Origin of the sequence: Roseinatronobacter monicus (assembly GCF_006716865.1) — a bacterium.
GTDB classification, from domain to species: domain Bacteria; phylum Pseudomonadota; class Alphaproteobacteria; order Rhodobacterales; family Rhodobacteraceae; genus Roseinatronobacter; species Roseinatronobacter monicus.
In genome coordinates this window covers 1,498,222-1,523,222 of sequence record NZ_VFPT01000001.1, presented here as the reverse complement: position 1 = coordinate 1,523,222, position 25,001 = coordinate 1,498,222, and the positions used below count along the sequence as shown (strand labels likewise).

22 protein-coding genes and 1 tRNA gene are annotated in these 25,001 nt (G+C 58.6%); 9 read left to right on the top strand and 14 right to left on the bottom strand.

Going from position 1 to position 25,001, the window contains the following annotated elements; translation table 11 throughout:
• Positions 1-3 precede the first annotated feature (3 nt).
• Genes BD293_RS07190 through BD293_RS07180 form a run of 3 tightly spaced genes read right to left on the bottom strand, consistent with a single transcriptional unit; the run spans position 4 to position 3,841 of the window.
• Positions 4-990 carry a branched-chain amino acid ABC transporter permease gene (locus BD293_RS07190; RefSeq protein ID WP_142080512.1) on the bottom strand — a complete coding sequence of 329 codons (987 nt, stop codon included), beginning with the start codon at positions 988-990 and terminating at the stop codon, positions 4-6.
• 26 nt (positions 991-1,016) lie between these two features.
• Entirely contained in the window at positions 1,017-1,841 is an 825-nt protein-coding gene (locus BD293_RS07185) for an ABC transporter ATP-binding protein (protein WP_142080511.1), read from the bottom strand.
• Positions 1,842-1,858: 17 nt separating this feature from the next.
• Positions 1,859-3,841 (bottom strand): AMP-binding protein, encoded by a 1,983-nt coding sequence (locus tag BD293_RS07180; RefSeq protein ID WP_281286627.1) that lies wholly within the window; start codon positions 3,839-3,841, stop codon positions 1,859-1,861.
• 190 nt (positions 3,842-4,031) lie between these two features.
• Between BD293_RS07180 and BD293_RS07175 the strand changes: the two genes are divergently transcribed.
• The 3 genes from BD293_RS07175 to BD293_RS07165 all read left to right on the top strand — a co-directional run bounded on the left by BD293_RS07175 (position 4,032) and on the right by BD293_RS07165 (position 7,218).
• Entirely contained in the window at positions 4,032-5,960 is a 1,929-nt protein-coding gene (locus tag BD293_RS07175) for a hybrid sensor histidine kinase/response regulator (RefSeq protein ID WP_142080509.1), read from the top strand.
• Positions 5,957-6,661 carry a response regulator transcription factor gene (locus BD293_RS07170; protein WP_142080508.1) on the top strand — a complete coding sequence of 235 codons (705 nt, stop codon included), beginning with the start codon at positions 5,957-5,959 and terminating at the stop codon, positions 6,659-6,661. Before BD293_RS07175 ends, BD293_RS07170 begins: the two co-directional genes overlap by 4 nt.
• 95 nt (positions 6,662-6,756) lie before the next feature.
• Positions 6,757-7,218, top strand: a complete 462-nt coding sequence (locus tag BD293_RS07165; protein ID WP_142080507.1) for a universal stress protein — start codon at positions 6,757-6,759, stop codon at positions 7,216-7,218.
• A 41-nt stretch (positions 7,219-7,259) separates the two neighbouring features.
• On the opposite strand, the gene BD293_RS07160 is transcribed toward BD293_RS07165, so the two are convergent.
• The 8 genes from BD293_RS07160 to BD293_RS07125 all read right to left on the bottom strand — a co-directional run bounded on the left by BD293_RS07160 (position 7,260) and on the right by BD293_RS07125 (position 17,620).
• The gene (locus BD293_RS07160) at positions 7,260-7,502 is read right to left on the bottom strand and encodes an HP1242/YdcH family protein (protein WP_142080506.1); all 243 of its coding nucleotides are present in this window, start codon (positions 7,500-7,502) and stop codon (positions 7,260-7,262) included.
• A gap of 84 nt (positions 7,503-7,586) precedes the next feature.
• The gene (locus BD293_RS07155) at positions 7,587-10,067 is read right to left on the bottom strand and encodes a DUF3772 domain-containing protein (RefSeq protein WP_170207082.1); all 2,481 of its coding nucleotides are present in this window, start codon (positions 10,065-10,067) and stop codon (positions 7,587-7,589) included.
• Entirely contained in the window at positions 10,051-11,082 is a 1,032-nt protein-coding gene (locus BD293_RS07150; RefSeq protein WP_142080504.1) for a cysteine synthase A, read from the bottom strand. The genes BD293_RS07155 and BD293_RS07150 overlap by 17 nt, the downstream gene beginning before the upstream one ends.
• Before the next feature lie 96 nt (positions 11,083-11,178).
• Entirely contained in the window at positions 11,179-11,625 is a 447-nt protein-coding gene (locus tag BD293_RS07145) for a hypothetical protein (protein WP_142080503.1), read from the bottom strand.
• Positions 11,626-11,746: 121 nt separating this feature from the next.
• Entirely contained in the window at positions 11,747-12,529 is a 783-nt protein-coding gene (locus BD293_RS07140; RefSeq protein WP_246086235.1) for a DUF2189 domain-containing protein, read from the bottom strand.
• Between the two features lie 86 nt (positions 12,530-12,615).
• Complete coding sequence (gene prfB / locus BD293_RS07135) at positions 12,616-13,743, bottom strand: peptide chain release factor 2 (RefSeq protein WP_142080502.1); 1,128 nt, start codon at positions 13,741-13,743, stop codon at positions 12,616-12,618.
• A 115-nt stretch (positions 13,744-13,858) separates the two neighbouring features.
• Positions 13,859-16,384 carry a penicillin-binding protein 1A gene (locus BD293_RS07130; protein WP_142080501.1) on the bottom strand — a complete coding sequence of 842 codons (2,526 nt, stop codon included), beginning with the start codon at positions 16,382-16,384 and terminating at the stop codon, positions 13,859-13,861.
• 90 nt (positions 16,385-16,474) lie between these two features.
• Entirely contained in the window at positions 16,475-17,620 is a 1,146-nt protein-coding gene (locus BD293_RS07125) for an N-acetylmuramoyl-L-alanine amidase family protein (RefSeq protein WP_142080500.1), read from the bottom strand.
• On the opposite strand from BD293_RS07125, the gene BD293_RS07120 reads away from it, so the two are divergent.
• Positions 17,619-18,683 (top strand): IS630 family transposase, encoded by a 1,065-nt coding sequence (locus tag BD293_RS07120; RefSeq protein ID WP_142079384.1) that lies wholly within the window; start codon positions 17,619-17,621, stop codon positions 18,681-18,683. The genes BD293_RS07125 and BD293_RS07120 overlap by 2 nt on opposite strands.
• On the opposite strand, the gene BD293_RS07115 is transcribed toward BD293_RS07120, so the two are convergent.
• The gene (locus tag BD293_RS07115) at positions 18,654-18,896 is read right to left on the bottom strand and encodes a hypothetical protein (protein WP_142080499.1); all 243 of its coding nucleotides are present in this window, start codon (positions 18,894-18,896) and stop codon (positions 18,654-18,656) included. The genes BD293_RS07120 and BD293_RS07115 overlap by 30 nt on opposite strands.
• A gap of 199 nt (positions 18,897-19,095) precedes the next feature.
• On the opposite strand from BD293_RS07115, the gene BD293_RS07110 reads away from it, so the two are divergent.
• From BD293_RS07110 to BD293_RS07100, 3 genes are all read left to right on the top strand, one after another.
• On the top strand, positions 19,096-19,962 hold the full coding sequence (locus tag BD293_RS07110) for a DsbA family protein (RefSeq protein WP_142080498.1): 867 nt from the start codon (positions 19,096-19,098) through the stop codon (positions 19,960-19,962).
• A 225-nt stretch (positions 19,963-20,187) separates the two neighbouring features.
• Positions 20,188-21,474: a lipoprotein-releasing ABC transporter permease subunit gene (locus BD293_RS07105; RefSeq protein WP_142080497.1), complete on the top strand. Its 1,287-nt coding sequence runs from the start codon at positions 20,188-20,190 to the stop codon at positions 21,472-21,474.
• Complete coding sequence (locus BD293_RS07100; protein ID WP_142080496.1) at positions 21,467-22,150, top strand: ABC transporter ATP-binding protein; 684 nt, start codon at positions 21,467-21,469, stop codon at positions 22,148-22,150. Before BD293_RS07105 ends, BD293_RS07100 begins: the two co-directional genes overlap by 8 nt.
• 19 nt (positions 22,151-22,169) lie before the next feature.
• Here BD293_RS07100 and BD293_RS07095 read toward each other — a convergent pair whose 3' ends face one another.
• Positions 22,170-22,835: a GntR family transcriptional regulator gene (locus BD293_RS07095; protein ID WP_142080495.1), complete on the bottom strand. Its 666-nt coding sequence runs from the start codon at positions 22,833-22,835 to the stop codon at positions 22,170-22,172.
• Positions 22,836-22,999: 164 nt separating this feature from the next.
• Here BD293_RS07095 and BD293_RS07090 point away from each other — a divergent pair, with 164 nt between their 5' ends.
• The gene (locus BD293_RS07090; protein WP_142080494.1) at positions 23,000-23,548 is read left to right on the top strand and encodes an SRPBCC family protein; all 549 of its coding nucleotides are present in this window, start codon (positions 23,000-23,002) and stop codon (positions 23,546-23,548) included.
• Between the two features lie 63 nt (positions 23,549-23,611).
• Positions 23,612-24,781, top strand: coding sequence for an alpha-hydroxy acid oxidase (locus BD293_RS07085; protein WP_142080493.1), 1,170 nt, complete (start codon positions 23,612-23,614; stop codon positions 24,779-24,781).
• 117 nt (positions 24,782-24,898) lie between these two features.
• Here BD293_RS07085 and BD293_RS07080 read toward each other — a convergent pair.
• A tRNA-Arg gene (locus tag BD293_RS07080) sits at positions 24,899-24,975 on the bottom strand.
• Positions 24,976-25,001 lie beyond the last annotated feature (26 nt).

The following is a 25,001-nucleotide window of genomic DNA, read 5'->3' as shown; positions in this document are numbered from 1 at the left end:
GTGTCAGACCCTCTCGATAATTCGTTCGCCAAACAGGCCTTGTGGACGGAACAGCAGGAAGACCAGCGCCAGCATATAGGCGAACCAGTTTTCAGTGGCCCCGCCGATAATGGGGCTCATGAAGAAGTCGAACAGCTTTTCGCCCACGCCGATAATCAACCCGCCAATGATCGCGCCGGGGATCGAGGTGAACCCGCCAAGGATCAGCACCGGCAGGGCCTTGAGCGCGATCAGCGAGAGCGAGAATTGCACCCCTGATTTTGACCCCCACATGATCCCGGCAACCAGCGCCACAATGCCCGCAATCGACCATGTCAGCACCCAGATGAAACGCAGGCTGATGCCCACCGACAGCGCTGCCTGATGGTCGTCTGCCACGGCGCGCAGCGCGCGGCCTTGCTTGGTGTACTGCGAAAACACGGTCAGCGCTGCGACCAGCAGTGCCGCAATACCAGCGGCCCAGATTTCCAGTCGGTCGATATAAAAGCCATATCCGAACCAAGCGAATGTCGTGTCATCAACCGCGCCCGACATGCCCTTGGGCAGGCCGACATCCAGCGCCTTGACCTCGGCCCCCCACATGATGTCACCGACACCTTCAAGGAAATAGGCCAGACCGATGGTCGCCATGAACAGAATGATTGGTTCCTGATTGACCAAGTGTTTCAGGATGTAGCGTTCCACCAGAATAGCCAGCAAGATCATGACCAGCACAGTCGCCGGGATCGCCAGCAATGTGGGCATGTTCCATCCGAAATGATGCAGCCTTGTGCCAAACATCGCGTTGATCAGATGCGAGAAAGGGATTTGCCCCGACTGAAACCCGACAAGCGTCAGGGCTGCAAACAGCGCCATTACCCCTTGGGCAAAATTGAAAATACCACTGGCCTTGAAGATCAGAACAAAGCCAAGCGCCACCAGCGCATACATCACACCCGCCGTCAGGCCGTTCAGTGTGGCTTCCATTGCGAAAAGCAGCGTATCAGACATTGGCTTTGCCCCCCGTCACAAATGACCTACTCATGCGCCACCCCCAGATAAGCCTTGATGACATCTTCATTACCCCGCACCTCATCAGGGGTGCCGTCACCAATTTTCTTGCCGTAATCCATGACCACCACGCGGTCGGACAGGTCCATCACCACGCCCATGTCATGCTCGATCAACACCGTTGTCGTGCCAAATTCGTCATTCACATCCAAAATGAAGCGCGACATGTCTTCTTTCTCTTCGACATTCATGCCGGCCATCGGTTCGTCCAGCAGCAGGATTGATGGTTCTGCCGCCAAGGCCCGCGCCAACTCGACCCGTTTCTTCAGCCCGTAGGGCAAACGGGCGACAGGGGTCTTGCGGATATGCTGGATTTCCAGAAAATCGATGATCTTCTCGACCTGCTCGCGGTTTTCTTCTTCTTCTTTTTGCGCGCGCCCCCACCACATGGCCTGTTGCAGAAGATTGGCCTTCATGTGGTGCAGACGTCCAGTCATGATATTGTCCAGAACGCTCATGCCCTCAAACAGGGCGATATTCTGGAACGTCCGGGCAATTCCCATACGCGCCACCTGATAGGGGCGCATTTTGGGGCGCTTATAGCCCTTGAAGATCACATCCCCTTCTTGCGGGTGGTAAAAGCCCGATATGACATTGAGCATGGACGACTTGCCCGCGCCATTCGGACCGATAATCGCGCGCACTTCGCCCCAGCGAATGTCGAAACTGATGTCCTTGATCGCCACAACACCGCCAAAGCGCAGGGTGATATTGCGCATTTCCATCGCAACCCCCCCGACCTTGCGCCCGTCGGCGGTGATATAACCCTCGTCCGGTGCCGTATCGCGCATCACGCCCCCCTGCCCGTTCATTCTGCTGCAACTTTGGCGGCGACTTGCCCGAAAACCTTGGCGTCGCGGATTTCCAGTGTTGCTTTCAGCTTGCCCTTGCGCCCGTCCTCGTAGGTGACTTCGGTTTCGGTGTAGACACTGTCTTGCCCGCCATAGAGCGCGTCAATCAGGTCGGAGAATTTCTCTTCGACAATCCGGCGGCGTACCTTACGGGTGCGGGTCATCTCGCCATCATCGGCGTCAAGTTCCTTATGCAGAACCAGAAAGCGATGGATCTGGCAGCCCGACAACATGTCATCCTGTGCCACACTTTCATTCACTGTCTCGACATGCTCTTGAATTGTATCAAGCACGGGCTTCAGGCTGGTCAGTTCCTGATAGCTGGAATAGGCGATATTGTTGCGCTCGGCCCATGATCCGACAGCACCAAGGTCGATGTTGATAAAGGCCACGCAGCGGTCGCGGTTGTTGCCAAAGACCACGGATTCCAGAATGTTGGGAAAGAATTTAAGTTTGTTCTCGACATATTTGGGCGCGAACATGCCGCCATCGGCCATTTTGCCCACATCCTTGGCGCGGTCGATTATGCGCAGGTGGCCGGTTGCTTCCTCAAAGAATCCGGCATCGCCTGTCGCCACCCACCCCTCCGGGTCTTTGGTCGAGGCTGTGCTCTCGGCGTTCTTGTAATAGCTCTCGAATGTACCGGGCGAGCGATAGAACACCTCGCCATTATCGGCAATGCGCACCTCGACACCCGGTGAGGGAACGCCGACTGTGTCCGAGCGCACTTCGCCATCCGGTTGCTGGGTGATGAAAACCGAGGCTTCGGTCTGGCCATAAAGCTGCTTCAGGTTGATCCCAAGTGCGCGGTAGAAATCAAAGATTTCCGGCCCAATCGCCTCGCCTGCGGTATAGGCAACCCGAATGCGGCCCAGTCCCAGCGTATCTTTCAGCGGGCCAAAAACAAGGAAGTTGCCAACCGCATAACGCAACCGCTCACTCAAACTTACATCCTTGCCATCCAACATGCGGGGGCCGGTTTTGCGCGCATGTTCCATGAAATAGTGAAACAGCCGCCGTTTGATGGGCGAGGCATCTTCCATACGGATCATGACTGTCGTCAGCATCGTCTCGAAAATACGCGGTGGGGCGAAGTAATAGGTCGGCCCAATTTCACGCAAATCGGTCAGCATGGTCTGCGCCGACTCCGGGCAGTTCACACAGAAGCCCGTCCAATAGGCCTGCCCGATGGCAAAGATGAAATCGCCCACCCATGCCATTGGCAGATAGGCCAGAATCTCATCGCCGGGGCGCAGATTGTCAAATTCGGAAGAGTTCTTGGATGTGGTGATGATGTTGCGGTTGCTGAGCACCACGCCTTTGGGCTTGCCGGTCGTCCCCGATGTATAAAGCATGACACATGTATGATCGAGCGTCAGCTCGGCCAAACGCTGGTCCAGTTCCGCGCCCAGCCGGGTTTGCGCCGCGCGCCCCTCGCGCATCGCGTCCTGTAGCCAGTTCATATGCGTATGGTCGTATTTGCGCATTCCGCGCTTGTCGAGATAGAGCAACTCTTCGATGCATTTGACGGTTTCCTGAACCTCCAGCACCTTGTCGACCTGTTCCTGATCGCCGCACACAACAAACCGCGCGCCGCAATGGTCCAGCACATAGGCCATCTCTTCGGCCACCGCGTCCTGATAAAGCGGCACGGGAATAGCACCCACAGATTGTGCCGCGATCATCGCCCAATAAAGTGCCGGTCGATTACGCCCTATAATGGCGACGTAATCGCCGCGCTTCATGCCAAGAACCAGAAAACCCAGTGCCATGGCGCGCACTTCTGCCTGTGTCTCGGTCCAGGTCCAGGATTGCCAGATCCCGAACTCTTTTTCCCGATAGGCAGTCTGCATTCCAAAGCGCTCGGCGTTATGCGCCAAAAGCGCTGGCACCGAAGAAAGATCGTCCAGCGACTTGCTGGTTTTGGCCGTGTTGCTCACGTGGCCTCCTCCTCTTGGCGTCATCTGTGTGGCACAGTCCCACTGCGCCGCACTCTCCCTGTGCGCCATCAAGCGCGGTGATTCTTGCCGTAGTTTTGCGCAATCCTTACGAATTGTAACGCGCTCTCTTCAGGGCTTTTCCGACAGGCACCGGCAGTCTAGCATCAGGGCCGGGGGAAGGAGCACCGCCATGTCAATATCGGAGGAAACCCGCATCAAGCTGATGGGGGCGGGGCTGAACATGATCCAGCAGGCGCTGTCGATCTTCGACAAAGATCTGCGCCTGTCGGTCAGCAACCGGCGCTATCAGGAAATGTTCGGCTTGCCCGACCATCTGGTGCAGCCGGGCGCGGAGTTCGAGCAGACCATCCGCCATCTGGTCAGTTGCGGGGAATACGGACAGGTTGACGATGAGGCCGAAGCCGTCCGCGTTCGTGTTGAGGCCGCGCGCGCCTTTGTCCCCCACTATATGGAACGCGAGCGCGCGAATGGCCGCTGGATCAGTGTCGAGGGCGCACCCCTTCCGCAGGGCGGCTGGGTGACCGTCTATACCGACATCACCGAAGTGAAGCTGCAAGAACGGCTGTTGCAGGCCCATTCCGAAGAATTGTCAGGCGAAGTGCTCGCCCATACCCGACGACTGGCGCAGACCAACCGCGCATTGGCAGCCTCGAATGCCGCATTGGAACAGGCCAAGCGCGAGCTGACCGAGATGGAAGCCCGCACGCGCCTGACCACCGAAATGATGCCTGCCCATATTGCCCATCTGGACCGCAATCTGCGCTACACTTTCTCCAACCGACGTCTGTCATCGGTGTTTCCGGGGTTGCCGCAAAACATTGTCGGGCTGACAGTGCGCGAGGTCATGGGGGCCGTCTATGACAAGATCGGCCTTTGGCTGGACCGTGCATTGCAGGGCGAAAACTCGGTGCATGAATTCACGCATGATGAAAGCGGCCGCCGTATCCGCCTGTCGCTGACACCCGATCAGGTCGATGACGGGCCGATAAACGGAATCTATGTCATGTCTATGGATGTGACCGAGGAAACGCAGGCGCGCGCAACCTTGGCGCAAACGCGCAAACGCGAACTGGCCGCGCAACTCTCTTCCGGTCTGGCGCATGATTTTGGCAATCTGCTGACCATCATTTTGGGGCTGCAAGGCCAGCTTGCCCGCCGTGCCCCCCTGCCCCCGGAGATTGCACAGATTGCACAATCGACTATTGCCGCTGCGCGCCGTGGCGGTGTGCTGCTGGAACGGATCGCTACCATATCTGGGCACCGCGAGATGCACCCCCAACCCACCAATCTGGCCGCCCTGCTGGACGATCTGCAAGTGATGGCCCGCCCGTCGCTGCCAGCAAGTATCCGGCTGAATGTCATGCTATGTGACGAGTTGCCCTTGCTGATGCTGGATCAGGGCGCGTTGCAGGATTCGTTGCTGAACCTTATCCTGAATGCGCGTGACGCGTTGGGCACAAGTGCAGGCGAAATCACATTATCTGGTCGGCGGGTTAGCGACACATGGTTGGAATTGCGCGTCGAAGATACCGGAACGGGGTTTAGCGATATGGCGCTCGACAAGGGGCTGGACCCGTTTTTCACCACCAAGGGGGGCGAAGGCTCTGGCCTTGGGCTGGCGATGGTCTATGACCAGATCACGCTGTCGGGTGGCACAGTGCGGCTGGCCAATCGCGCCGCTGGCGGGGGCGAAGTAACCTTGCGGCTGCCCTTCAAACCTGCCGCCCCGATCATCACCACGGACGCGCCCGAACTGGTGTTGCTGGTCGAGGATACAGTCGCAATCCGCGAAAGCGTGCGCGAAATGCTGTGCGCCCTTGGGCATAGTGTGATCGAGGCGACCAGCCATGACGAGGCGATGGGGCTGCTGGACCTGCCCGGCCTTGGGTTGGTGTTGTCCGATATCAATCTGGTTGGCGCAGGGTCGGGGCTTGATCTGTTGCGCGCGTGCCGTAAGCAGGGCATGACGCGATTGCACCTGATGACAGCGCTGCCCAAGGGCGACCCGCTCCACCGCGAAGCTGCCAAGGAATTTCCGGTTCTTGCAAAACCCTTTACGCTGCATGAATTGCGTGCCGCCCTGGAGATCATCGCATGAGCATTCCGCATATCGCCATTCTGGATGATGAACCTGAAATCCGGCAGGTCTTGTCAACCGCCTTGCAAGAAGCGGGTTTTCACACCACCACCTATGCGCGCGCGATGGAGTTTGAAGCCGCCTTGAAACGGACCACACCCGATGTCTGCCTTGTCGATCTGGGTCTGCCCGACCGCGACGGGCTGGCGTTGGTGCACCGTTTGGCGCTGGAATCGGGTGCCACAATCATCATCATTTCTGGCCGCGCACAGGTGCAAGACCGCGTGACCGGGTTAGAGCTGGGCGCGGATGACTACATCATCAAGCCGTTTGATCCCGCCGAGGTGGTCGCCCGCATTCGTGCGCGATTGCGCAAGCCCGGCACCCAGCCAGAGGCCCGCAACGCCCGCGCGCAGTTCAATGGCTGGACCGCCGAATTTGACCGTTATGTGCTGATCGATTCCGACGCAAAGGAAATCCCGATCAGCCATGCCGAAGGCGAGGTGCTGCGCCTGTTTCTGGACAGCCCGAAACGCCTGATTTCGCGCAACCAGATGCTGGATGCCTTGGGCGGGGCGGCGGGCGAAAGCTTTGACCGCGCGATGGATGTGCGCATTTCGCGCCTGCGCACCAAGCTGAACGAAGACCCGCGCAACCCGCGCCTGATCAAGACGATCTACGGAGCGGGCTATATCTTTCTGGGCGATGTGACTTGGGGATGACGCGGCGGCGATAGGCCCGCCCGCGATGGCTTTTTGTTTACACTGGCGCTGCTTTTGGCCAAGATGATCCCATTGCGGCAGCAAGCGGAGAGACAATGCGCAAATTTCTTGTCATTCTGGATGACAGTCGTGAATGCTTGAATGCCATGCGCTTTGCTGCATTGCGTGCAGCGCAAACAGGCGCAAAAGTGCAGATATTGTCGATCATCACGCCCGACGAATTTCAGGGCTGGATCGGTGTCGCAGACCTGATGCGCGCCGAGGCACGCGAACGGATCGAGGCCCATTTTGAAGTTTTCGCAAAATGGATGCGCGACCGGCAGGGCGTGAACCCCGAACTTGTCATCCGCGAGGGCGAACCTGTGGACGAGATACTCGGACAAATCAACGAGGATAAAGAGATCGGCATTCTGGTGCTTGGAGCGGGCACAGAAGGCAGCTCGCCCGGCCCCCTTGTGACGCAAATGTCGCGCAATTCGGGCAGTCTGCCAATCCCGATCACCATTGTGCCGGGCGAGATGTCGCGCGACAGGCTCGAAGCCATCTCGAAAGGGTAAACGACAGCGCAGCCAAGCCGCGTGCGCCGTCGCTGTTGGTGTCAGCCAGCGCTTGCAAGCATGGCCGCGATTTCGTCTTTCAGTGCCAATCGTTTACGGCGCATCTCGGTTTCATGCATATCCGAGACCGGCTCTACCAAGGTTTCAGCCCGGTGGATTGCACGATTGATGTCGTGATATTCTTCCGAAAGGCGGACGAAATGTGCATTTTCAAGCTTCAGCTTGTGTATCATTTCAACCGCGAGCGGGAATTCTTCTGCCAGTTCATGGGGGGTATGCGACATGGACGACTCCTCTTTTTCCAGTCCTGCGCCCCAGTCTAGCAGCTTGCCATATGCTGGCCTTGATCTGGCACAAGCTGCCCCCGATTATCGCCCACCATCCCCGTCACCATCGCCTGAATCACCGTCCGATATCTCGTCATAGCGCATCTTTGTGCGCGCATGTGCGTCGCGTGGATCGCGTGGCTCTGAGGGTTCTGGGGACGGTGCCTCTCCGCGCAAGGCTTCTGGGTTGCGCAACCAGATGTCGCGCTGTGCAAAGGGAATCTCAATCCCCTCTTCCTTGAACCGTTCTGCGATCTGGTGGCGCAATTCCGTGCGCACCGACAGCCCGAAGCCAACATCACTCAGCACAAGGCGCAATTCGAAATCAAGTGAATCACCGCCGAAATCTACAAAATGGACCTGCGGTTCCGGGTCAATCAGCGCAAGCGGTTCGGCATCGCCGATTTCCTTGAGAATGCGCGCCACTTTGCGCGTATCCGACCCGTAGGCCACGCCCACCGGAATGATGATACGTCCAAGCGAGTTGTGACGCGTCCAGTTCGTGACAGTTCCCGAAATCAGGTCCGAGTTGGGCACGATTACATCGGTGCGGTCAAATGTCTCGATGATGGTCGAGCGCACCGAGATCGAGCGCACAGTCCCCATAGTGCTGCCCACTTCGATCCAGTCGCCTTCTGCGACAGGGCGTTCAATCAACAAGATCAGCCCGGATATAAAGTTCGACACAATGTTTTGCAGACCAAAGCCAATGCCGACCGACAGCGCGCCTGCCACAAGCGCCAGCCCTGACAGATCAATCCCCGCAGTCGAGATGGCAATAAGCGCCGCCATCATTATCCCGAAATAGCCCGTCCCCGAGATGATGGCCTTTTGTCCGCCCTTGTCGATCTTGGTCTTGGGCAACACAGTGCTGCCAAGCGCGCCCTGCACCATGCGCGTCGCAAGAAAGCCAATCGAGAAAACGATCAAGAAACTCAGAATATTGGTCGGGGATATGCGCGTATCCCCCAGCCGGAACCCCTCGCGGAGCAATTGCCACACTTCCAGCAATTGCGTTCCACGAACACCCCAGATCATTGCGAAAACCGGCAGCGACACCAGCACAACGCCAAAGCCGATCAGCGCAGGAAGCAAGGCATCCGGGTCATCCGGGCTGCGGCCGGTCAAGCTGTCATACAGGTCATCAACCACTTGCGTCACGAACACCAGCACCGTGATCAGACCCAGCGATACAATAGAGGGGTACAGAAGCGCTTGCGCCGCTTGCACATAGCCCACTGCCGCAATGACAGGCGCGCCAATACCAATCGCCATTGCCAGTTTGCCCAGCACACCGATAATGCGGTCGAAAAACCGCATCTCTGCGATGTCTGCGGTCAACAGTCGCCAGTGCATGGATAACAGCGCCCCAAGGCGGAACAGAACCACCCCGGCCAGCACCATCAACGGAAAGGCGATAACTGCATTGGCGGCATCAGACTGGCGCGTGGGGTCGAACAACGTGCCAAGAATAACATTCAGCCCAATGAACAACCCTGCAAGGTTCGCCATCAGCCGTCCTTCGCGGCGGCGCGGTGCGGGCAATTGCAAAGGCGCGCGCTTGGACTCGTGCACGGGAAACAACTGGCGCCCTGCCCAGCGGGCCGTGAAATAGCCGATCCCTGCTTGAACAAGGGCGGTTGCAAGGTCTGCCCCGATCTCACCGGTAAGCGAGGTGAGCACCAACGCAGTGCTGAGTGCGGCCACAGCCGCGACCGGCACCAATATCTGCGTCAGCGACATGATCTGTGCCAGAAGGCGCTTGCTCTTGCGGTCTGCCCCCTCATCCAGCAGGCGACCGACAAGGCGTTCGATCCAGCCGCGCCCCCGCAGCAAAACAAACGCTGCAATCAGGATCATGACACCCACAATTGGCAGGTTCGAGCGGAACTCGCGCAGATGTCCCGGGTCTTCGAGCGCGCCGCTGACCTGCGTGCCCAAAGTGAACGCAGTTCCCCAGATCGAATCTGCCGCCGCAACCCAATTCACCGGATTGAGGGGCGAGGGCCAGAGTGTCAGCAATGCTTCGGCCTGACGCTCGCGCGTTATAAGATCAATCTGGCGGATTAGCCCGTCTGCCCGGCGAAACGCTTCTTGTGCCGCGATGCCCGGCGCTTGCAGTTGCGTCAACTGCTCGTTCAACTCTGCCCGGCGCGCGGCAACCTCCTCTGCCTCGGTGGCACCGTCTTCGGGCGGCGGGCCAAGTGCAGAGATTTGTTCACGCACAGTCGCAATCCGGCCAGCATTTGCATCCTGCGCGCTTAGAAAGCGGCTGCGGAAACCGACCAGTTCAGCGCGGATATCGGTCAGAACTTCGTCACTTGTGAATTGCAGGTCTATCAGGCGCTCTGCGCGCTCTGCAAAGCTGCGCCATTCATCATAATTGGGCGCAGAGTTTTGCTGCGTGGATTGCGCGACCGCCGCTGTCGGATGCACGCCAACAGCGCAAAAGGCCATTGCCAGCACCAGCAACAGCGTCCGAGCAACGGTAGGAAGTGTCAGGGAGTTATGCCTCGAAAACATCCGGCATCTCTCGCGGTGCGCGCGCCATCCAGTCTGGAACCGGCAGCCCCTTGCTGTGCAGGAATTCAGGATTGAACAGCTTGGACTGATAGCGCGTGCCATAGTCGCACAGGATCGTCACAATGGTGTGCCCCGGCCCCATCTCACGCGCCATGCGGATCGCACCCGCGACATTGATCCCGGACGAGCCGCCAAGGCACAGCCCTTCCTCGGCCAGCAGATCAAAGACAATGGGCAGCGCTTCGTCATCAGGGATGCGGGCGCAGAAATCAGGCGTAAACCCTTCCAGATTGGCCGTGATACGCCCCTGCCCGATACCTTCGGTGATCGAGTCACCCTCAGATTTGAACTCGCCAGAGGTGTAGAAACTGTAAAGCGCGGCGCCCATCGGGTCTGCAAGTCCCATCTTGACGCCTTTGGGTTGCAGCGCTTGCGCCACACCTGCAAGCGTGCCGCCTGATCCGACCGCGCAAATAAATCCATTAACCTTGCCATCTGTCTGTTCCCAGATTTCCGGCCCGGTCATTTCCAGATGCGCCTGACGATTGGCGACATTGTCAAACTGATTGGCCCAGATCGCACCATTCGGTTCGGTCTTGGCCAGTGCCGCCGCAAGACGGCCAGAATAGCGGACATAATTGTTGGGGTTGCGGTAAGGCGCAGCAGGCACTTCGACCAACTCCGCGCCGGCCAGCCGCAGCATGTCCTTCTTTTCCTGACTTTGGGTTTTGGGAATGACGATCACAGTGCGAAAGCCCAGCGACGCGCCGACAAGTGCCAGGCCAATGCCAGTATTGCCCGCCGTCCCCTCAACAATTGTGCCGCCGGGGCGCAATTCACCGCGCGCCACTGCGTCGCGGATAATATACAGCGCCGCACGATCCTTGACGGATTGCCCCGGATTCAGGAACTCCGCCTTGCCCAAAATCTCGCAGCCGGTGGCATCGCTGGCCTTGTTCAGCCGGATAAGGGGCGTGTTGCCGATTGCGTCCGATAGATTCGCGTGGCGTTTCATCTGATACTCCGGTCTGGCCAAGCGCAAACCTGAGGCACTGCGCCCAAAATTACAATCGCAACCCTGCGCCTGACAGGCGCATAAATTAAAGCATATTCAGATGGTCTGATACCGTTTTGCAGTTCGGGAATACAACCACAAACCGAATGTCATTGCCGTCTGGCTGCCAAGGAACATCAGCGGCTGTAGCCCGGCAACATCATGAATCCCTTCAAAAAATGCTATACCGGCCCAAGTGAGTGCGACCAGCGTTGCCAGCAATGTGAAGGACAGGATCAAAACCGAAGCCTTGTCGCCAAGCAGCAGCAGAAATGCGCCCAGAAAACCCAGCCAGATCGTTACAGTCAGCGCAATCCCTGCCCAAGCTGGCATTGCCTCAAACACCCCGGACAGTCCGAGGGGGGCGGGTAACGGAAAGCTGGCTTCCAGCGTGGCGTACCGCGCATAGACATATTCAACCGCGTGAACGGCGAACCAAAGCGTTCCGATGACCCCAAATACTGTAACAAAAAAACTGCGACGCGTTGCTGTTGTTGCGGGCATAACATACTCCCTCTTTGGGGTCAGATTGCCCTTTGCCGCGCGCAGTGTCCAGCCCCGCAGACCACAATCCAAGGCATTGATCTGCCAGCGGGGCGATGTTTTTCAGATTGATCCCTGTCGCTTAGGGCAGCGCGCGCCGATAGAGGTGCCATGTTGCATGTCCCAGAACGGGCAAGATCACGAACAAGCCCAGAAACAAGGGCACCATCCCGATGAACAAGAGCGCCGCAATCAGCCCCGCCCACACAACCATCGTGCCAAAATTCTTCATGACAACGCTGAAAGATGTGATCATTGCAGTAATGAAGTCCAGTTCGCGGTCCAGCAGCAGTGGCAAAGAGATGACCGTCAGCGCGAATAACACAGCCGCCATCACGCCCCCGATTGTGCCGCCAACCAGCAACATCATCAGCCCCGGTCCAGACAGCAGCATATCCGTGGTCGAGCTGGTGATAGGTTGCAGCCCGAAGAACAGCGCAAAGATCGTATGCGCGACAAACACCCAAAACATGAACGCCAGCATGATGACCATAGCCATCGAGGGGATTTGGCGGTCTTTTTGCGCCAGCACACATCCCGCCACCGCAGACCAACTTAGCGGCGCGCCCTGCTCAAGTCGGCGGCTGACCTCATAAAACCCTGTCGCCGCGAACGGGGCCAGAAGCGGAAACCCCACCGCAATCGGGATGAACCACCAGCTTTGTCCAGAGGCGAGAAAGATCGCATATAAGATCAGCCCGCCCAGCACATAGACCAGCGAGAATGCAATCCCATAGACCGGCGCGCGCAGAAAATCGCGCAGACCCGCTTGCAAGATTGCGCGCAAATCCTGGATCTTGATTGTCTGGGGTTCTGGTATTTCCGAGGGGGGCAGATGTGCCCGCTGCGTCATGTTGTCGTTCATCCCGTCCTCCGTTCCCTGTTACGGCAGAATAGGGTTGCGACAATCTGTCGTGCAAGCACAATCTTCAGCGGATCAGGGCTTTGGCCTCAATCCTCGGCAGTTGCCTCGGCGCGGGACTTGCCGGACACATCCATCGCCAGTGTTGCCGCCATAAACGCGTCAAGCGCACCATCCAGAACGCCCTGACTGTCCGATGTCTCGTGACCTGTGCGCAAGTCTTTGACCATCTGGTAAGGGTGCAGCACATAAGAGCGAATCTGATTGCCCCAGCCCGCATCGCCCTTGGCATCATGCGCGGCTTCAATCGCTTCGTTGCGTTTGCGCAACTCCATCTCATACAGGCGCGATTTCAGCGCGTTCATGGCAATCTCGCGGTTTTGGTGCTGCGATTTCTGGCTGGAGGTGACGACAATGCCGGTTGGAATATGCGTGATCCGCACCGCCGAGTCGGTCGTGTTGACGTGCTGTCCGCCTGCACCCGATGAGCGATAGGTGTCGATGCGAATGTCGGACGGGTTGATGTCGACTTCAATATTCTCATCGACCACAGGATAGACCCAGACCGAACTGAAAGACGTGTGCCGCCGCGCAGAGCCGTCAAACGGCGATATGCGCACCAGCCGGTGCACACCGGATTCGGATTTCAGCCACCCATAGGCATTATGGCCGCTGATCTTATAGGACACAGACCGGATGCCTGCTTCTTCGCCGGCGCTCTCGCTCATCATCTCGACTGTGTAGCCCTTCTTCTCGGCCCAGCGGACATACATGCGCGACAGCATCAAGGCCCAGTCACAGCTTTCCGTGCCGCCTGCGCCTGCGTTGATTTCGAGGAAGGTATCATTAGAGTCCGCCTCGCCGTTCAACAAGGCTTCCAGCTCTTTCTCGGCGGCGAGCTTGCCCAGTTTCGTAAGCTCGGCCTCTGCCTCGGCCACGACATCGCTGTCACCCTCGGCTTCGCCCAGCTCGATCAATCCGATCTGGTCCTCTAGCTCTTGCGAGATGGACCGATAGGTTTCCAGCGCATCCGACAACATGCGCCGGTCTTTCATCAAGGCTTGCGCGCGGGTCGGATCGTTCCACAGATCCGGATCTTCGGTCATCGCATCGAATTCTTCCAGTCGGTGCGGCGCTGTTTCAATATCCATCCGCTGACCCAGCAGGGTCAGGGATTTGCGGATCGCATCAATCGTGCTGAGCGTCTCAGAGCGCATAACAAGTCACCATAAGGTCTGGAAATATTCAGGCTGTGCATAGCGCGGCCCGGCGCAAGGAGCAAGCACCTGCGCCAGTCCCAAACTGTTCACACCATGTTGCCGCGCGCGTGCATCAATATAGCCCACCCGTCGAGACTGACCCAAGGCTTGCAGGCGCACTTGGGGCCGTTCCACGCCCCGCATCGTCACGCTGCAACGCCTCGTAGCTTTCGCCCGGCGCAAAGATTGGCAAATCAGAACCCAGCGAAAAGCCGCCATCAATCACAGCGGCAAGCCCGAAGATCGGCTCGACACCTTCGCGGAAGAACTCTGAAATGACATTCGGGCCGCTCGCATTATCCGCCAGACGCGCGCCGGAATCGCGGTCGATATTCAGGAAATAGCCGCCTTCTGGCACGCGAAAGCGACCGCCGCCGTATTTCTTGACCGCCTCTTGCATGAATTCGTTAAAGACCGGGCCGCACATCGCGCCACCTGCGGCCCCGCGTCCCAGCGGGCGCGGCTGGTCATAGCCGATATAGCAACCCGCCACGATGTTAGAGGTGTAGCCCACAAACCAGACATCACGCGCGTCATTGGTGGTACCGGTCTTGCCTGCGGCTGGCACAGGCAGATTGACAGTGCGCGCCGCAGTCCCGCGCTGGACAACCCCCTCCATCATCGAGGTCAACTGATAGGCGGTGACCGCATCCATCACACGCGCGCGGCTGGACGAAATCCAAGGGCCACTGCCCGCAGGCAATGCGCGGTCTTCGCAATCAACGCAATTGCGCTGGTCGTGGCGATAAACCGTGTCGCCCCAACGGTCCTGCACGCGGTCCACCAGTGTCGGCTCGACCCGCTCGCCGCCATTGGCAAACATCGCATAGGCGGCCACCATGCGAAACAACGTGGTTTCCTGTGACCCGAGCGAGGCGGCGAGGAATTGCTGCGCACGGTCATAGACGCCAAAGCGCTCGGCATATCCGCCGACAACATCCATCCCGACCTCCTGTGCCAACCGCACTGTCATCAGGTTGCGCGACAACTCGATCCCGCGACGAACTGGGGTTGGTCCATAGAACTGGTTTGAATAATTGGTAGGACGCCACAAGCCTTGCGATGTCTCAACTTCGATGGGCGCGTCGACAATGATCGTGGCGGGGGTATAGCCCGAATCCAACGCAGCGGCATAAACAAAAGGCTTGTAGGCAGAGCCGGGCTGTCGTTGCGCCTGCGTTGCGCGGTTGAACACCGATGCCTGATAGGAAAAGCCCCCCTGCATCGAGATGACGCGGCCCGTGTTCACGTCCATCGCCATGAACCCGCCCTGAACTTCTGGGATCTGGCGGAGCGACCAGCGGACATGGCTGTTGTCACTGTCAGAGGTTACGCGCCGCGTATAGACGACATCGCCAACACTCAGGTTGTCGGATAGTGAGCCGCGCGCCCAAGAAATATCGCTGCGCTCAATAACATGGGGCGCATGGTAATCATCGGCGACAGCCTCGATCCCCAGCCGCGCCTCGTCTGAGCTGACTTCCAGTACAACCGCCGGATACCAGCGATTGCCAAGCGTCACATCGCGCGCCAGTTCCAACTCGCCCAATGCGCGGCGCCACTGATTTTCGTTCTCCAGCAATTCCGGCGCAATGGTTTCGCCCGCCGTGCGCAACCGGCCAAGTCCACGGTCATACTGCTCCAGCGCGCGTTGCAAGGCATGTGCGGCATGAACCTGCATTTCGGGGTCGATTGTGGCACGGATCGACAAGCCACCTGCAAAAAACTCGTCCTCGCCAAAGCTGCTGGACAATTGGCGGCGCACTTCGTCGGTGAAATAGTCACGCGGCGGAAGATTGGCGCGCGAGCTGGAAAAATCACCCGATTGCACGGTCAGCAGCGGCAGGCCGCGCGCTTCATCATGTTCAGCTTGCGAGATGAAGCCGTTGCGCAGCATTTCACCCAACACATAGTTGCGCCGCGACACAACGCGGTCACGGTTGCGCACTGGATGATAGCTGGACGGGGCTTGTGGCAGTGCCGCCAGAAAAGCGGCTTCGTGCAGGTCCAACTCGTCCAGTGTCTTGTTGAAATAGGTCTGCGCCGCTGCGGTCACACCATAGGAATTCTGGCCCAGAAAAATCTCGTTGAGGTAGAGTTCCAGAATCTGGTCCTTGGTCAGCGTGCCCTCGACGCGGCTGGCAAGAATCAGCTCCTTGATCTTGCGCTCGCCCGTGCGGTCGCCGGATAGCAGAAAGTTCTTCATCACCTGCTGTGTGATCGTCGATGCACCGCGCACATTCTCGCCACGAGAGATGACCGCTTCATACCCGGCCACAGCAATCGCGCGCGCGTCAAAGCCAGTGTGGATGTAAAAATTACGATCCTCGGCGGCGATAAACGCGTCTTTCACCCGCTCTGGAATGTCGTCAATCGGCGTGAACAAACGCCGCTCTAGCGCGAATTCATCAATCAGGCGCCCTTCGCCGGAATAAATGCGGCTGATCGAGGGCGGCGCATAGCTGGCCAACTGGTCATGGCTGGGCAGGTCTTCACTGTAATACCAGAACACGCCCCCAATGGCGAATACGACAAAAACCAATGCCGTTATGGCAAAGCTGAACAGACCGCCAAAAAAGGAAAGAATCGCTCGTAGCACTGGCTACCCCTTATGTAGATATTTCGTGGTATAAAGCCTTAATTCGCCAAGGTCAAAAGCACCTGACGTTACAAACGCGTGACATCCCGTCTACTGCCTGAGCAACTCTTGCAGGGCAAGATCACGTTCGTGCCACAGTTCCAGCGCATCGGCCAAGGCGTCCGCCATGCGCAACGTCCAGTCCGGGTCTTGCAGATTGGCCAGATCGCGCGGGCTGGACATAAAGCCCAACTCGATCAGCGCCGACGGAATGTCGACCGCGCGCAACACCGTGAATGCGCCCGACTGGATTGGGCGGCGGTGCAAGCGCATTCCGGCCTCCCCCACCCCATCGACCAGCGCTTCGGCCAGTTGACGCGCCCGCGGCGCTGTGTCTTGCCATGCCACAGACATCAGCACCCGCGCGATTTCATCGGTGTTGCCTGTCAGATCGACGCCCGCCAGCATATCGGCGCGGTCATGGCGTTCTGCCAGATAGGCGGCTGAATCGTCGCTTGCCTCGTCGCCCAGCAGATAGATGACCGCCCCTGTCGCCAGACCTTCGGGCAAGGCATCGGCGTGCAGCGACAAGAACAAATCCGCCTGTGCCGAGCGCGCGGCCCTGATCCGCCCATCAAGCGAGACAAATTCATCTGCGTCCCGCGTCATCGCCACATCGAACACGCCGCGCCGCAACAGCACCTCACGCAACTGTCGTGCGAAAGTCAGGACAAGATCGGCCTCTCGGATTCCGTCGCGTTCGGCACCGGGGTCGATCCCACCATGACCGGGGTCCAGCATGACAATAGGTTTGCTTGGGGCCGCTGGCGGGGGGGATGCGGCCTTGGGGTTTAGAAACTCTGGGCTGGTCTGAACCGCAAATCGGCTGGCATCCTGCGCTGTGCGCTCGAATTCCTCCAATGCGACACGGCGCAGGCGCAAGCTGATGATCGCCTGCCCGCTCTCAGTATCGACCCGCTGCTCCGATGTCTCAAGCTGAAAAGGCGCGCCCAGATCCAGCACCAGCCGCGACCAGCCATCGGGCAAATGGCCCTGCCGCAGCGCCCGCAGATGACTGCGCGGCACCCCTGCCCCCAGATCCACCCCGTCCCAGTCCAATGTGTTGAAATCTAGCACCAGTCTGGGCGGTGCCGCCAAAACACGCAGCCGGTAGGGAACAGGTTGGCTATACTCCGAGTCCTGTGGAACCCGAGTTTTGCTTGACGGTTCGGTTTGATTGGATTCTGATGGGTTCATGCGTATTGAGCCGAAATTCCTGACATCTTCAGAACGTGCTGAGCTGATGTCCTGTGTGCGACGCCATCGCGAGGATCACGGTGTTGCGCGTCGCGCCAATGCGATTTTGCTGCTGGATGAGGGCAAATCCTGCCAACTGATCGCCGAATTTCTTTACCTTGACGATGATACGGTTCGTCTTTGGTACAAGGCTTACCGCGAAGGGGGCTGGGACCTCCTATCCACTGATGGATGGAAGGGCGGTCAATCCCGGATGACCTCGGCTCAGGAGGCCGAACTCAGCGCGTGGCTGGAGGATCGTTTTTGTCGTTCGACGACCGAGGTCCGGGCCCATATCTCCGCGACGTATGGCTTGGAGTATTCCCATTCTGGCTGCATCAAGCTTCTGACGCGTCTGGGGTTTGAGTATCGCAAGCCGAAGGGACTTCCGCGCGTTGCGCCTGCCGCAGCACAAGCCGCCTTCATCGAGATGTATCAGCGCTTGCTGAACGAGTTGGGGGCTGATGAAGCTGTCTATTTCGCAGATGCCGTGCATCCGGAGTATCAGACGAAACCGGCTTATGGTTGGGTGAAGGCCGGGACAAATCCTGCCGTGCAGACCACAGCAGGGCGTGGGCGTGTGAACATCCATGGTGCACTGAACTTGGAAACATTCGATTTGTCGTTTGTCGAGCCGATTACGGTAGACGGGATCAGCGCTGTCCAGCTCTTGGCCAAAATCGAGGCATCCAACCCTTACAAGCGCCTCATCCACGTGATCTGGGACAACGCGGCGTATCATAAAGGGCAAGAGGTGCGAGACTTCCTTGCAAGGCCGGACTGCCGCATCCACTTGATCCCATTGCCGCCATATTGCCCACATCTCAACCCGATTGAACGATTGTGGGCCGTCATGCACCGCTGTGTCACACACAATCAGTATTATCCCACGCAAAAGCAATTTGCCGATGCGATACTCGCATTTTTTCGAAAAACCCTCCCCAACGAATGGCGGAGCTTCCGCGACACCATCTCCGACAACTTCCGTGTCATCTCACACGACAATTTTCGGGTTTTCGCGTAAGGCGGGTATAAGCGCCAGATCAAGCGCCAGACTGTCACGGCTGGCCACAAGGGCGGTGCCCCCTTCCAACAGGCGCGCCTGCGCGCTCATGCTGCCTTGCGCAGCAGCCATCGGCGCGGCCAGCACAAGCATCAAAATGGCGCAGACCGCGTGCCGTACCACCTGCCACCCAAACCCGAAGCGCACCTCAATCCCTTTCGATATGTTCCCCACCTCATACACCCCCCACCCCGGACAGAAAACCGATGATGCGCGCAAGACGCACGGGAAAAGCGTTCACTTTCGCGAAATCACGAATTGCCAAGGCTCCAAGGGTTGATTCCCGCCCGCGCACAAGCTTTATAGGCAAGCATGTAAACTGGCCGGGAAGATTTTGCCTGTGCCGTGGTGCCGTATAGACAGGAGCATTAAAATGACATTGCCGCTGACCGACTCTGCGCTGATCGGAACCTGCCTTGCAGCTTCTGCGCTTGGGCTTCTTGTGCTGACCTCTTCCGGAAGCAATGGACAGACCACCACAGATGAAGACCAGCCGCCCACCACGCAAGTCGATGCACAGGCGGAGCAACAGGAAGAAACCCTGACACAGCTTGGTGCAACTGCGATACCAGAAGACGTGACTGTAGATCCGGAATTCGGGGAACAGGTGCGCAGCTATCTGTTGCAAAACCCCGAGGTGATCTTCGAGGCCGTCGCCGTGTTCGAGCAGCGCAATGCCGAAGCGCAGGCCGATATGGACAGCGCCATTCTTGATGCAAATGCGGATGCGTTGTTCAATGACCCGAATTCATGGGTCGGTGGCAATGTCGATGGCGATATCACACTGGTCGAATTTCTGGATTACCGCTGCGGATTTTGCAAACGCGCGCATGATGAAATTCTTGAACTGCTGGAAGCCGATACCGGCATTCGCCTGATCGTCAAGGAATTTCCGATCCTTGGCCCCGAATCCGAGCTTGCATCGCGCTTTGCCGTTGCCAGCCTGCGTTTGGGGGGGGATGACGTGTATGAACAGGCCAATGACACCCTGATCCGCTATGATGGCCCCATCACACCAGAGTTTCTGGACGAAGTGGCAGCCGAGCTGGGCCTTGATTTCGACGCTGTCGTTGCCGAAATGGAAAGCGCAGAGGTCAACGAAATTCTGGCCGCGAACCGCGAACTGGCACAGCGCCTTCAGATCACCGGAACCCCGACCTTCATCATGGAAACCGAGATTATTCGCGGCTTTGTAGAAGCGGATATTTTGCTAGAGGTCGCGTCCGAGCTGCGCAACTGATCTGACATGACGTCATGCCCATCTGCTGTGCGGATGGGCATTTGAACAGATCATGCCTTGCGAGACGGCCAACGCTGGTTTTGCGGCACGAAAACCCCGCCATGCGCGCCGCAAGCTGCAAGCCTGCGCGCAGATCAAACCAACGACAACGGGATTGCTTTGTGCTTGACCTTGTCGCGCAATACCATGAGTTTGCGCAAAAGCTTGAGCAGGACACTTTCGCGCATGACTGGCAACACGCCCCCCTTTGCAGCCTTTGAATGGATGATCGCATGGCGGTATCTGCGTGCGCGCCGGGCCGAGGGTGGCGTCAGCGCCATGACGATAATCTCGTTTCTGGGCATCATGCTGGCAGTTTTCGCACTGATTGCAACCTTGTCCGTGCGGTCGGGGTTTCGGGCCGAATTTGTCGACACGATCCTGGGCGCAAACGCGCATGTGACCCTCTATTCCTCTGTGCATGTCGATGAAGGCGGGCGCACCAGCCGCGTCATCGAAGATTACGAGGAAATGGCCGAGCGTCTGGCACAGGTGCGCGGCGTCACGCGGGTGGCCCCCCTTATCCGCGGGCAGGTTATGGCAAGCTCGGACGGGCGCAACACCGGTATTGAGGTGTTCGGCATCCATTACGAAGACCTGCTGACAATCCCGCGCGTTGCTGATCCCGAACAGTCACTGGGCGATATTTCCCGCTTTACCGAAGGTGTGGCAATCGGGTCTGGGGTCGCACGAGAATTGAACCTGTCGCTGGGCGATTCCATACGCGTAATCTCGCCCGATGGTGCCCGCACCGCCTTTGGCACCAGCCCGCGAATATCAGCCTATGAAGTGGTCTATATCTTTACCGCCGGGCGATACGACATTGACCGAACGCGGCTGTATATGCCCTTTGACGAGGCTCAAAACTATTTCAACCGCGACGGTGTTGCCGATGAAATGGAGGTGATGGTCACAAACCCCGACCAGATTGATAGCATGCGCAGCGATCTGCTGCGCGCAGGGGGTGAACGCGCAATGCTGTGGACATGGCGCGACAGTTCCGGCTCTTTCCTGCGCGCGCTGGACGTGGAGGATAACGTGATGTTCGTGATCCTGTCGATCCTTGTGCTGATCGCGGCCATGAATATCATTTCGGGGCTGATTATGCTGGTCAAGAACAAGGGCCGCGACATTGGCATTTTGCGCACCATGGGGCTTACCGAAGGGTCAGTCTTGCGGGTATTCTTTATCTGCGGGGCCAGTGTGGGTGTGCTGGGCACGGTTGCGGGCGTCATTCTGGGCTGTCTGTTTGCGATCTATATCGATCCGATTTTCAGTCTGGTGAATTACGCCTCTGGCGGCGGTGTTTGGGACCCCTCGATCAGGGGGATTTACAACTTGCCCGCCGAATTGCGCTTGGCCGATGTGCTCAAAGCGGTGGGGCTGTCGCTGACACTGTCCTTCATCGTCACAATTTTCCCTGCGCGGCGCGCCGCGCGCATGAACCCGGTAGAGGCGCTGCGCTATGAATGACAACGCCCTTTCCCTTCAGACCATCTCGAAGACCTACAATGCCGGCAAGCCCAATGAGGTCAAAGTTCTGAACGAGGCGTCGTTGAAGCTTGATCGCGGCGAGATCGTGGCGCTTGTGGCCCCGTCAGGTGCCGGCAAATCGACGCTTTTGCATATCGCAGGTCTGCTCGACACGCCCGATACAGGGGCGGTCATGATTGACGGGGCAGATATGACGCGGCTGGGCGACCGCGCGCGCACTGCCGCGCGGCGCGGTCAGGTGGGGTTCGTGTACCAGTTCCACCACCTGCTGCCGGAGTTTTCGGCATTAGAAAATGTGATCCTGCCGCAACTCGCCAATGCCGTGCCCCAAGCCAAGGCAGAGGCCCGCGCGCGCGAATTGCTAGAGCGCGTCGGTATTTCCGCGCGCGCCGAGCATCGCCCCGCTGCCCTGTCGGGCGGCGAGCAGCAGCGTGTTGCCTTCTGCCGCGCGCTGGCCAACACCCCCAGCCTGCTTCTGGCGGACGAGCCGACAGGCAACCTTGACCCTGCCACCTCGGATCAGGTTTTTGGCGCCCTCATGGCGCTGGTGCGCGACACGGGCCTGACAGCCCTGATCGCCACCCACAATCTGGAACTTGCGCGCCGCATGGACCGCGTGGTGCAGTTGCAAGACGGACAGATCACTGCGGGCTGACGCACGCCGCACCGCACAATCAGCCTTGCAAATGCCGCAACCCTTGCGTCACATCGGTCCGCAGCGCCAGACGCAGTGCTGCGTCATCGCCTGCGCGCAGGGCTTCCAGTATCAACCGATGGTGGGGCGGGGCCGTGGTGCGACGCAAGCGCGTATAGAGTGCCCGCATGGTCGGCCCAAGCTGCAACCATACCGTTTCCAGAAGACCCAGCATCGCAGGGCTTTGGGCGCGCAGATACAAGGTGCGGTGAAATTCCAGATTGGTGCGAATATACTCGACTGGGTCCTGGCGGTGAATCGCGCGGGCATTCGCCTCGTTTATCGTTTCCATCCGGTCAATCAGGGCCAAATGCGCGCGGCGCAAGGCGCGGCTGCCCAATTCCGGTTCCAGAAGGGAGCGGATTTGGGCCAGCTCCTCGATTCGGTCATTGGTCAATTCTGGCGTTGTCACCCGCCCCGAGGCCGATAGCGACAACGCCCCTTCTGCCGTCAACCTGCGCAGGGCTTCGCGCGCAGGAGTCATGCTGACCCCGAATGCCTTGCCAATCCCGCGCAGGGTCAGCGCTTGTCCGGGGGACAATTCGCCATGCATAACCTGCTGGCGCAGCCCCCGATACACGCGGTCATGTGCGGCCTGGGCCGGTTGTTCGGTCAGAATGGTGGGGCGGTTGGTTACATCGGGCATGGAAAAAAGCTGGCCACAAATTTGCGCAAGCGTCAATTGCCATCATCATCAGCAGCAGTGGAACTAAGACCAAAGTCCATGCGACCAAAGCCTGCTTTGACAACGCGCCCCAATCGCTTAACTTGCGGTGGCAGTTTCAAATGCGCAATGAGAGAGGTCACGCCATGCAAATGTCCGATGAACGCCAGATCGCGGCCCCGCCGGAAACTGTCTGGACCGCCCTGTTTGATCCCGAAATGCTCAAGGCCTGCGTTCCGGGGTGTCAGGAACTCAGCGGCTCTGCTGCGGAGGGGTATCAAGCTGTGGTCGTGCAAAAGGTCGGCCCGGTGAAAGCCACCTTCAAGGGTGTTGTGACGATGAAGGATGTCGTCGAGGGGGAAAGCTGCACATTATCAGGTGAAGGCAAAGGCGGGGCGGCAGGCTTTGCCAAAGGCGACGCCCATGTCCGCCTGTCACCGGGCGAGAATGGCGGCACATTGCTCAGCTATGAAGTGGACGCCAAGGTTGGCGGCAAGCTCGCACAGCTTGGCAGTCGTATCGTCGACGGCTTCGCACGACGAATGGCGGGCGAGTTTTTCAACCGGTTTCAGGCCGAAATTGAAGGGCCACCCCCCGAAGATGCGCCCGCCGAAGACCCGAAAACCGACGCGGACAGCCCTCAGACCGAGGGCGCGCCAGAGAAGAAAGGCTGGGTAAAGCGGGTGTTTGGCTGAACGCTTGCATCAGCCCCTGCGAGTCGGTAAACATTTTTTACCAATTTCAGGGGGAGAGCCAGAATGCCCACTATCACCAATATTGAGGATCTGCGCAAAATCTATGAACGGCGGACCCCGCGCATGTTTTACGATTACGCAGAGTCGGGCAGTTGGACTGAACAGACCTTTCGTGAAAACACATCCGATTTCTCGCAGATTCGTCTGAAACAGCGCGTTGCGGTCGATATGTCGGGCCGCTCCACCAAGTCACAGATGATCGGTGAAGATGTCGCCATGCCAGTGGCCTTGGCACCAGTCGGATTGACAGGAATGCAATCGGCAGATGGTGAGATAAAGGCCGCGCGCGCAGCCGAAAAATTTGGTGTGCCCTACACCTTGTCCACCATGTCCATCTGCTCGATCGAGGATGTAGCCGCGCATACGACAAAACCCTTCTGGTTTCAGGTCTACACCCTGAAAGATGACGATTTCATGCGCCGTCTGTTTGAGCGCGCGCATACGGCCAATTGCTCGGCCATTGTGGTGACAGTCGATTTGCAAGTGCTGGGCCAGCGCCACAAGGATCTGAAAAACGGCCTGTCCGCCCCGCCAAAACTGACCGCGAAATCCATCGCGAATATGATGACGAAAATCCCGTGGGGCTTGGAAATGCTGGGCACGAAGCGGCGCTCATTCGGCAATATCGTGGGCCATGCCAAAGGCGTCAGCGACCCGTCATCCCTGTCGACATGGACGTCCGAGGCGTTTGACCCTGCCCTGAACTGGGACCGGATCGCGCAGTTCAAGCAGTGGTGGGGGGGCAAGGTCATCGTCAAGGGGATCATGGACCCCGAAGATGCCCGCCGCGCCGCAGATGTTGGGGCCGACGCGATTGTCGTGTCCAACCATGGCGGGCGGCAACTCGACGGCGCTGTCAGTTCCATCCGAATGCTGCCCTCGATTGTTGAGGCCGTGGGCAAAGATGTCGAGATCCATCTGGATAGCGGCATCCGCTCGGGTCAGGACGTGCTCAAGGCCTTGGCGCTTGGCGCAAAAAGCACCTATATCGGGCGCGCTTATACCTATGGTCTGGGTGCGATGGGCCAAGCTGGCGTCACCAAGGCGCTGGAGGTGATCCATAAGGAACTTGACGTCACAATGGCGCTTTGTGGCGAAACAGACGTGAAGAACCTTGGGCCGCACAACCTCTATGTGCCCAAAGGGTATGACGATCCGACTGTGCTTTTATAACAGTAGAAATGCGGCCATCCAGCACCGGCAGATCGCAGGCGCGGGGCCGCATTCTAGAGCAAAGATGCCACGCGGGCGCGCTACGATAGCCGCACCACCATCAGCGTATAGGGAGTCTGGCGCACCCGACAGGATTCGAACCTGTGACCTCTGCCTTCGGAGGGCAGCGCTCTATCCAGCTGAGCTACGGGTGCGTCTGGGCTGTCTATAGAACGACATA